The sequence below is a fragment of the Kitasatospora sp. NPDC002551 genome (assembly GCF_040296005.1).
In the GTDB taxonomy this organism is placed as follows: Bacteria; Actinomycetota; Actinomycetes; order Streptomycetales; family Streptomycetaceae; genus Kitasatospora.
This window is the reverse complement of the sequence record NZ_JBEOWI010000020.1, coordinates 41,684-52,296: the sequence shown is the minus strand read 5'-3', so window position 1 is coordinate 52,296 and position 10,613 is coordinate 41,684. Positions and strand designations below refer to the sequence as shown.

Sequence of the window (10,613 nt, the reverse complement as noted above, 5' to 3'; positions counted from 1 at the left end):
CGACACAGCCGAGGACGGACCCGCGATGACCACCCCCGACCCCGCCGCCCTGTCCGCCGCCGAGAGGCGCGCCCTGCTCGCCGAACGGCTGCGCCGCAGGCAGGCCGCCGGCCGGCCCCGCCGGCACCGGTTCCCGGCCTCCTTCCCGCAGCAGCGGATGTGGTTCCTGGACCAGTTGACGCCCGGTGACACCGCCTACAACGTCTGCGGCGCCACCCGGATCCACGGCCCGTTCGACCTGGAGCTGTGGCGCCGCGCCGTCTCCGCCATCGCCCGGCGCCACGAGGCGCTGCGCACCACCTTCCGCGAGGTGGACGGCGAACCGGTGCAGGTGGTCACCGAGGGCACCGAGCCGGAGTTCGCCGTCACCGCCTGCGAGCACCTGGCCGGCCCGGACGGCGAGGCGGGCGTACGGGCGCTGGCCCGCGAGGAGTTCGCCCGCCCCTTCGACCTGGCCACCGGCCCGCTGGTGCGGATGCGCTTCCTGCGGCTGGCCGCCGACGAGCACGTCCTGCTGCTGACCATCCACCACATCGCGGGCGACCTCTGGTCCACCTCGGTCTTCCTGGACGAGCTGGTGGCGCTCTACGGCGGCTACGCCACCGGCACCGACGCCGTGCTGCCCGAGCTGCCGATCCAGTACGCCGACTACGCGGTCTGGCAGCGCAAACGGCTGGAGGGCGACGGCGCGGCGGCCGACCTCGCGTACTGGACGCGGACGCTCGCCGGGGCCCCGGCCGCCCTGGAGCTGCCCGCCGACCGGCCCCGGCCCGCCGTACGGACCACCCGGGGCGGTTCGCGCCCCTTCGCACTCCCCACCGAACTGATGGAGCACGTCCGGGAGTTCAGCCGCGCCGAGGGCGTCACCCCGTTCATGACGCTGCTCGCGGCCTTCCAGGTGCTGCTGCACCGCTACACCCGGGAGGAGGACGTGGTGGTCGGCGTGCCGGTCGCCAACCGGGGCCGCCCCGAGGTCGAGCGGCTGATCGGCTACTTCGCCAACATGCTGGCGCTGCGCACCGACCTGTCCGGCGCGCCGTCCTTCCGGGAGCTGCTGGCCCGGGTGCGGCCGGTCTGCCTGGGCGCCTTCGCCCACCAGGAGCTGCCGTTCGAGCGGCTGGTGGAGGAGCTGCACCCGCGGCGCGACCTCTCCCGCACCCCGGTGTTCCAGGTCTCCTTCGTCTTCCAGAACATCGCGATGCCCTCCTTCGACGTGGCGGGGCTGCGGCTGGAGCCGATGGAGGTGGAGAGCGGCACCGCCCGCTTCGACCTGGAACTCCAGGTCTTCGACCGTCCCGAGGGCCTGAGCGGCCGCTTCGAGTACAACACCGACCTGTTCGACGCGGCCACCGTCGACCAGCTCGCCGGCCATCTGCGGCTGCTGGTGGAGCGGCTGCTCGCCGAGCCGGACCGCCCGGTCGGCGAGCTGCCGCTGCTCTCGGCCGAGGAGCAGCGGCGGCTGCGCGGGCAGGGGAACGACACCCGCCGCCCGTGGCCCGACCCGGGACTGGTCCACCACCGCTTCGCCGAGCAGGCCGCCCGCACCCCCGGCGCGGAGGCGGTGCGCTACGGCGCCGAGGCGCTGACCTACGCCGAACTGGACGGCCGCGCCGAACGGTTGGCCCGCCGGCTGCGGCGCCGCGGCGTCGGCCGGGACGTCCTGGTCGGCGTCTGCACCGAGCGCTCGGTCGACCTGGTGGTGGCGCTGCTGGCGGTGCTGAAGGCGGGCGGCGCGTTCGTCCCGCTGGACCCGCACTTCCCGCCGGAGCGGATCGCCTTCATGCTGGCCGACTCCGGGCTGCCGGTGCTGCTCACCCAGCGGGCGGTGGCCGGGCGGCTGCCGGCGTCCGGCGCGGAGGTGATCTGCCTGGACGAGCCGGACGCGGAGCCCGCCGCCGGACCGGCCGAGCCCGGACCGGCCGGCGGCCCCGGCGCGCCGGTGGACCCGGCGGACCTCGCGTACGTCATCTACACCTCGGGCTCGACCGGACGGCCGAAGGGCGTGCAGGTCCCGCACCGGGCGCTGGCCAACTTCCTGCGGGCGATGGGCGAGCGGCCGGGCCTGCGGGCGGACGACACCCTGCTGGCGGTCACCACGCACTCCTTCGACATCTCGCTGCTGGAGCTGCTGCTGCCGCTGGTGACGGGCGCCCGGGTGGTGGTCGCCGAGCGCGCCGCGGCGGCCGACGGCGAGCGGCTGGCACGGCTGCTGACCGCCTGCGGGGCGAGCGTCATGCAGGCCACCCCGTCCACCTGGCGGATGCTGCTGGACGCGGGCTGGCGCGGCGCGCCGGGCCTGCGGGCGCTGGCCGGCGGCGAGGCGCTGCCCGCCGGGCTGGCGCGGCGGCTGCGGGCGGGCGGCGTGGAGCTGTGGAACATGTACGGGCCGACCGAGACCACCATCTGGTCGGCGGTGGCCGAGGTGGGCGACGGCCCGATCTCGATCGGCGCGCCGATCGCCAACACCGAGCTGCACGTGCTCGACGAGCGGGGCCGGCTGGTACCGGCCGGGGTGCCCGGGGAGCTGGTGATCGGCGGCGCCGGGCTGGCCCGCGGCTACCTGGGCCGGCCGGAGCTGACGGCCGAGCGGTTCGTCCCGCACCCGTTCGACCCGGACCCGGCGGCCCGCCTCTACCGCACCGGGGACCTGGTGCGCCGGCGCCGGGACGGCGGCATCGAGTTCCTGGGGCGCCTGGACCACCAGGTGAAGCTGCGCGGCTTCCGGATCGAGCCGGGCGAGATCGAGAGCGAGCTGGCCGCCCGCCCGGAGGTCGGCCACGCGGTGGTGACGGTCCGCGAGGACGTCCCCGGTGACCAGCGGCTGGTGGCCTACGTGGTGCCGGCGGCCGAGGGCGGCGCGGGCCCGGCGCAGGAGTGGCCGGACCAGGTCGACGAGTGGCGCCGGATCTGGGACAGCGCCTACGACGGGCCGGACGACGGGCCCGGCGCTCCGGGGGCGGCGCCGGTCCCCGGCGAGGACCTGCGCGGCTGGAACAGCAGCTACACCGGGGAGCCGATCCCGGCCGCCGAGATGCGCGCCTGGGCCGACCGCACCGCCGAGCGGATCCTGGAGCTGCGCCCGCGCTCGGTCCTGGAGATCGGCTGCGGCACCGGCCTGATCCTCCGGCGGGTCGCCCCGCACACGAAGCGGTACTGGGGCACCGACATCTCCGAGGTCGCCCTCGACGGCCTGCGCACGGTGGTCGACGCCGCCGCCGGCGCCCTCGGCGAGGTCGCCCTGCACGCCTGCCCGGCCGACCGGCCGGAGCTCCTGCCCGAGCAGCTGTTCGACGTCGTCGTGCTCAACTCGGTGGTCCAGTACTTCCCCGACGAGCGCTACCTGCTGCGGGTCGTCGAGGGCGCGCTGGCCCGGCTGGCCCCGGGCGGCTCGCTGTTCCTCGGCGACATCCGCAGCCTGCCGCTGCTGACGGCGTTCCACCTCTCGGTCCAGCAGGCGCACGCCGAACCGGGGCTGCCCGCCGCCCAGCTGCTCGCCCGGGCGCGCCGCCGGGCGGAGGAGGACGAGGAACTGGTCCTCGACCCCGCCCTGTTCACCGCCCTGCCACGGCGCTTCCCGGCGATCGGCGAGGTCCGGGTGCTGCCCAAACGGGCCTCCGGCGCCGACGAGCTGACCCGCTTCCGCTACGACGTCCTGCTCACCACCGGCCGCCCCGCCGCCGCACCGGCCGGGGCCGCGTGGCTGGACTGGACGGCCGAGGGCCTGACCGTGGACGCCCTGCGCGAGCGGCTGACCACCGGGCGGCCCGACCTGCTGGCCGTCCGCGCGGTGCCCAACGCCCGGGTCCGGGAACTCGCCGACGCGCTCGGGCGGCCGGAGGAGAGCGGCCCGCCGCCCGCCGCCCGCCCCGGGGCGGTGGACCCCGAGGAGCTGTGGGCCCTCGCCGCCGCCACCGGCTACCGGATCGACCTCGACTGGTCCGGCCACGGCCCCGACGGCGCGCTCACCCTGGTGGCCCGCCGCCGCGGCGCCGACGGCACGCCCGTCCTCGGCCTGCCGCGCCCCGCCGAGCCGCCGCGACAGGAGCCGGACTGGGGCCGCCTGGTCAGCGGCACCCGCCGCCGGCTGGCCCGCCGCCTCGTCCCGGTGCTGCGCGCCGCGCTGGCCGAACGCCTGCCCGGCTACATGGTGCCCTCCGCCTACGTGCTGCTCGACGCCCTGCCGCTGACCCCCAACGGCAAGACCGACCGCGCCGCGCTGCCCGCCCCCGACGGCGGGCGCCGCGACCTCGCCTCGGCCTACCTCGCCCCGCGCGACGAGCGCGAGGAGGCGCTCTGCGCGCTGTTCGCCAAGGTGCTCGGGGTGCCCGCGGTCGGCGTCCACGACAGCTTCTTCGACCTGGGCGGCCACTCCCTGCTCGCCACCCGGCTGGTGTCCCGGATCCGGGCGGCGCTGGGCGCCGAGGTGCAGGTCCGGGCGCTGTTCGAGACCCCGACGGTGGCCGGCCTCGCCGAGCGGCTGGCCGGCCGGGGGCCCGACGGCGCCGGGGCCGCGCCGCCGCGCCCCGCCCTCGGGCCGGAGCCACGGCCCGCCGAACTGCCGCTCTCCTTCGCCCAGCGCCGGCTCTGGTTCCTGGACCGGCTGCACGGCCCCTCCGCCACCGACAACATCCCGATGGCCGTGCGCCTGGACGGCCCGCTGGACGCCGAGGCGCTGCGCGCCGCGCTCGCCGACGTCGTGCGGCGGCACGAGGCGCTGCGCACCGTCTTCCCCGACACCGCCGGCGTCCCGCGCCAGCACGTGCTGCGCCCCGACGCCGGGCGCACCGCGCTGACCGTCACCGAGGTGCCCGAGGCCGACGCCGCGCCCGCCGTCGAGGCCGCCGCCCGCCACCGCTTCGACCTGGCCGGCGAACCGCCGGTGCGCGCCGAGCTGCTGGTGCACGGCCCGCGGCGGCACACCCTGATCCTGGTGGTGCACCACATCGCCGCCGACGGCTGGTCCGTCGCCCTGCTCGGGCGCGACCTGGCCACCGCCTACACCGCCCGCGCGCAGGGCCGCCCGCCGCGCTGGGCACCGCTGCCGGTCCAGTACGCCGACTACACCCTGTGGCAGCGGCGGCTGCTCGGCGACCAGGACGACCCGGACAGCTCCTGGACCCGCGAACTCGCCCACTGGCGCCAGGCGCTGGACGGCCTGCCGGAACGGATCGCGCTGCCCACCGACCGGCCGCACCCGGCCGCGGCGTCCCGGCGCGGCGGCACCGTCGCCCTGCGGTGGGACGCCGGGCTGCACGCCGCCGTCGCCGGCCTCGCCCGGCGGCACGACGCCAGCGAGTTCATGGTCGTCCAGGCCGCGCTGGCCGCGCTGCTGCACCGGCTGGGCGCCGGGGACGACATCCCGGTCGGGGCGACCGTCGCCGGGCGCACCGACACCGCCACCGAGGAGCTGGTCGGCTTCTTCGTCAACACCCTGGTGCTGCGGGTCTCCACCGCCGGCCGGCCGACCTTCCGGCAGCTGCTGGCGCGGGTCCGCGAGCGCGCCCTGGACGCGTACGCCCACCAGGAGGTCCCGTTCGAGTTCCTGGTGGACGCGCTGCGCCCGGCCCGCTCCACCGCCCACCACCCGCTGTTCCAGGTGATGCTCGCCTGGCAGAACGTCCCGGACGCGGTGCTCGGCCTGCCGGGCCTGACCGAGGAGGTCGTGCCGGCGCACACCGGCGGCGCCCGGATGGACCTGGTGTTCTCGCTGACCGGCCGGCGCACCCCCGGTGACGGCGCGCCGGCCGGGGTGGACGGCGTCGTCGAGTACAACGCCGACGTCTTCGACGCGGCCACCGTGGAGCAGCTGGCCGCGCGGCTGGGCCGGCTGCTGGAGGCCGGCTGCGCCGCGCCGGACCGCCCCGTCGGCGAGGTCGACCTGCTGGCGCCCGAGGAGCGGCACCGGCTGCTGACCGTCTGGAACGCCGCGGCCCCGGCACCGCCGGCCGCCACCCTGCCGCAGCTGTTCGAGGCCCAGGCGGCCCGCACCCCCGACCGGCCCGCCGTGCTGGACGCCGCGCGGGAGCTGACGTACGCGCGGCTGGAGGAGGAGGCGAACCGGCTGGCCCGGCTGCTGATCGACCGAGGGGCGGGCCCCGAACGCCCGGTGGCGGTGGCGCTGGCCCGCACCGCCGCCTCGGTGGTGGCGATGCTGGCCGTGCTGAAGGCGGGCGCCGTCCACCTGCCCGTCGACCCGGACTACCCGGCGCAGCGGATCGGCCTGCTGCTCCGGGACGCCCGGCCGGTGCTGCTGCTGACCGACGCGGAGTCGGCCGGCGCGCTGCCGCCGACCGGCGTGCCGGTGCTGCGCCTGGACGACCCCGGCGTCGCGGCCGAGCTCGCCGCCCGCCCCGCCACCGCGCCGACGGACGCCGACCGCACCGGGCCGCTGACCCCGGCGAACGCGGCGTACGTCATCTACACCTCGGGGTCCACCGGTACGCCCAAGGGCGTGGTGGTCACCCACCGCGGCATCCCCGGCCTGGTCGCCGCGCAGGCCGGGGCCTTCGGCCTGGACGGCGACAGCCGGGTGCTGCAGTTCGCCTCGCCGGGCTTCGACGCCTCGGTGGCCGAGCGCTGCGACGCGCTGCTGACCGGGGCCGCGCTGGTCGTCGTCCCCAAGGAGGAGCTGCTCCCGGGCGAGCCGCTGGCCCGCACCTGCGAGCGGTTCGGGGTGACCAATGTGACGCTGCCGCCCAGCGTGCTGGCCGCCGTGCCGGAGGGCGGGCTGCCCGCCGGCCTGTCCCTGGTGGTCGCGGGCGAGGCCTGCCCGGCGGCGCTGGTCGACCGCTGGTCGGCCGGACGGCGGATGGTCAACGCCTACGGGCCGACCGAGACCACGGTGTGCGCCACCCTGACCGGGCCGCTGTCGCCCGGCGGCGGCGCCCCGCCGATCGGCCGGCCGGTCCCGGGCGCGCGGGTGTACGTGCTGGACGAGGGCCTGCGGCCGGTGCCGCCCGGGGTGCCGGGCGAGCTGTACGTGGCGGGAGCCGGGCTGGCCCGGGGCTACCTGGGACGCCCGGGCCTGACGGCGCGCCGCTTCCCGGCGGACCCGTTCGGCCCGCCCGGTGCGCGCATGTACCGCACCGGGGACCGGGTGCGGTGGCGCCCGGACGGGCAGCTGGAGTTCCTCGGCCGCACCGACCACCAGGTGAAGGTCCGGGGCTTCCGGATCGAGCTGGGCGAGGTCGAGTCGGCGCTGGCCGCGCTGCCGGAGGTGGCGCAGGCGGTGGCGGCGGTCCGGGAGGACCGGCCGGGCCGGCGGGCGCTGGCCGGCTACGTGGTCCCCCGGCCGGGGGCGGCGCCGGACCCGGCGGCGCTGCGGGCCGCGCTGGCCGCGCAGCTGCCGCCGTACCTGGTCCCGGCCGCGGTGGTGGTGCTGGGCGAGCTGCCGCTCACCGCCCACGGCAAGGTGGACCGGGAGCGGCTGCCCGCGCCCGAGTTCGCCGCCGCGGTGGGCTCCGGGCGCCCGCGCACCCCGGCCGAGGAGGCGCTGTGCGCGATCTACGCCGAGGTGCTGGGGCTGGCGGAGGTCGGCACCGGGGACGGCTTCTTCGACCTGGGCGGCGACAGCATCCAGGCGATCCAGGTGGTCTCCCAGGCCCGGGCGGCCGGGCTGGTGATCGGCGCGCGCGACGTCCTCGCCCACCAGTCGGTGGCCGCGCTCGCGGCCGTCGCCGTGCGCGCCGGGTCCGCGGCGGGCACCGGGTCCCCGGGAACCGGCGAGATCGCGCCCACCCCGATCACCGAGTGGCTGCGCGAACTGGACCTTCCGGACGGCGAGTTCGGTCGGTTCGCCCAGGAGGCGGCGGTCGCCGTCCCGCCGGCCGGGGAGCTGGACCTGCCGCGGCTGGCCGCCGTGCTGCAGGCCCTGGTCGACCACCACGACGTGCTGCGCTCCCGGCCGGCCGTCCGGGCGGACGGGCGCTGGGTGCTGCACGCCGCTCCGGCCGGCGCGGTGCGGGCCGCCGACCACCTGCGGCGGGTGGACGCCGCCGGCCTGGACGCGGACGGGCTGCGGGCGCTGACCGCCGCCGAGGCCGCCGCCGCCCGGCGCCGCCTGGACCCGTGGGCCGGGGTGGTGCTCCAGGCGGTCTGGCTGGACGCCGGGCCGCGCGCGGCCGGACGGCTGCTGCTGGTGCTGCACCACCTGGTGGTGGACGGGGTGTCCTGGCGGATCCTGCTGCCCGACCTGCGGGCCGCCGGTGAGGCGGTGCTCGCGGACCGGCCGGTGCCGCTCGCCCCGGTGGGCACCTCCGTGCGGCACTGGGCCGAGCTGCTGACCGAGGAGGCCACCGACCCCCGCCGGCTCGCCGAACTCCCCGCCTGGCAGCAACTGTTGAACGGCACACCACCGCTGCTCCCGCACGGCCCCGAGCCCGACCCGGCCGGGGGAACCGGCCGGCTGCTCCTCACCCTGCCGCCCGGGGCCACCGCCCCGCTGCTCGCCACCGCCCCCGCCGCCTTCCACACCGGCGTGCAGGACGTGCTGCTCGCCGCCTTCGGCATCGCCCTGGAGGAGTGGCGCCGCCGCCGCGCCCCGCACCGGCCGCCGGCCGGCGGGGTGCTGGTCGCCGTGGAGAACCACGGCCGCCAGGAGGAACTCGCCGAGGGGATCGACCTGTCCCGCACCGTGGGCTGGTTCACCGCCGTCCAGCCGGTGCGTCTGGCGGCCGGCCCGCTGGACTGGCCGCAGGTCGAGGCCGCCGGACCGGAGCTGGCCGCCGCCGTGGTCCGGATCAGGGAGCAGCTGGCCGCCCTGCCCGGGGACGGCCTGGGCCACGGCCTGCTGCGCCGGCTCAACCCGCGGACCGCCCCGGCGCTGGCCGAACTGCCCGCCCCGCAGGTGGCGTTCAACTACCTGGGACGCTTCGCCGACGCCGGCCCGGACACCCCCTGGGCGCCGGTCGCGGCCGACGCGGCGCTCGCCCTCGGCGACGCCGACGCCCCGGCCGGACCGCGCACCCACCCGGTGGAGCTCGACGCCGTCACCTACGACGGCCCCGACGGCCCGCGACTGGCGGCCGGCTGGACGTGGGCGCGCGGGCAACTGGACGAGGCCGCGGTGCGCGAGCTGGCCGAGACGTGGTTCGCCGCCCTGCGGGCCGTCGCCGTCTGCGCCGCCCTGCCCGGCGCCGGCGGTCCCCCGCCCGTCCGCCACCCGGCCCGCCCCGCTCGCCGTGCCCGCCCCGCGCGTCCCGGCGGCGCCGTGCCGCGGGCCGACCGCAGCGCGGGCGTGCCGCTCTCCTTCTCCCAGCTGGACATCATGCACCAGCCGGTCGACCCGGAGGCCGCCCACCACAACGTCATCACCGCGACGGTGCTGACCGGCCCGCTCGACCCCGAGGCGCTGCGGGAGAGCCTGGACGCGGTCGTGCGCCGCCACGAGGCCCTGCGGACCCGGATCGTCGAGGACGGCCCCGGCTCCTGGCGCCAGCTGGCCGACCCGGCCGGCCGCTGGCCGCTGGCCACCGTGGACGTGCGCGGCGAGCCCGCGGCCACCCGGCAGCAGGCGCTGCGCCGGCTGGTCGAGGCCGAGGTGGACCGCCCGTTCCGGCTCGCCGAGGGCCCGCTGGTGCGGGGCACCCTGGTCGCCACCGGCCCGGACGCCTGGGTGCTGGTGCTGGTGCTGCACCACATCGTGGTCGACCTGTGGTCCTACGCGCTGCTCGGCCGCGAGCTGCGCGAGCTGTACGCCGCCCGGGTGCTGGGCCGCGAGCCCCGGCTGCCCGAACCGGCGGTCCAGTACCAGGACTGGGCGGCCTGGCAGCGGCGCCGGCTGGCCGACGGCGAGCTCGCCCCGCACATCGCCCACTGGGAGCGGCTGCTGGCGGACCTCCCGGCACTGCCCCGGTTCGAGGCGCCCGAGCACCAGAAGACCGGCACCGTCGAGGGCTTCACCAGCGGCTTCGTCCTGGCACCGGAGGTCACCGCCGCACTGAAGGAGGCCGCGCACCGCGAGGGCGTGACCCTGTTCATGCTGCTGCTGTCCGCCTTCCACCTGCTGCTGCAGAGCTACGCCGACGGCGGCGCCGACCTCGCGGTGGGCTTCCCGCTGGCCGGGCGGGAGCACCCGCAGACCGAGCAGCTGATCGGCTTCTTCATCAACCCGGTGGTGGTCCGCCCCCGCCCCGCCGACGGCGCCACCGTCCGCGAGCTGCTCGCCGCCGTGCGCGCGGGCGTCCTGGACGCCCATCTGCACCAGGAGGTCCCGCTGCGGTGGCTGCGCCGCGACGCCGGGGAGGACCGCAACCCGCTGCGGCTGCTGTTCAACCTGCTCAACGTCGCCGGCGAGCCGCTGGACCTGCACGGCGTGAGCGCGGCGCCGCTGAACCTGAACGTCGGCGACGCCGAGGTGATCCCGGAGCTGATCACCGGGATGCGCCCGCACAACGCCGACCTCTACCTGATGATGCACGAGTCCGGCGCCGGGCTGCGCGGCCTGTGGCTCCACTCCCCGGAGCGGATCGACCCGCACTCGATGGCCGCCATGATGCGCCGGTGGCCGTTCGTGCTGGAGCAGCTGACCCGCCACCCGGACCTGCCGCTCGCCGAGCTGCGCCGCCGCGTGCGCCAGCACCCGGCGTCCTGACCCCTCCCCCTCCCGGAAGGCA

The 10,613-nt window shown here is 78.0% G+C and carries 1 protein-coding gene; it reads left to right on the top strand.

The features are described 5' to 3' along the window. Positions 1 to 25 precede the first annotated feature (25 nt). Entirely contained in the window at positions 26 to 10,591 is a 10,566-nt protein-coding gene (locus ABT093_RS18775) for a non-ribosomal peptide synthetase (protein WP_350565560.1), read from the top strand. The last annotated feature ends 22 nt before the right edge of the window (positions 10,592 to 10,613 follow it).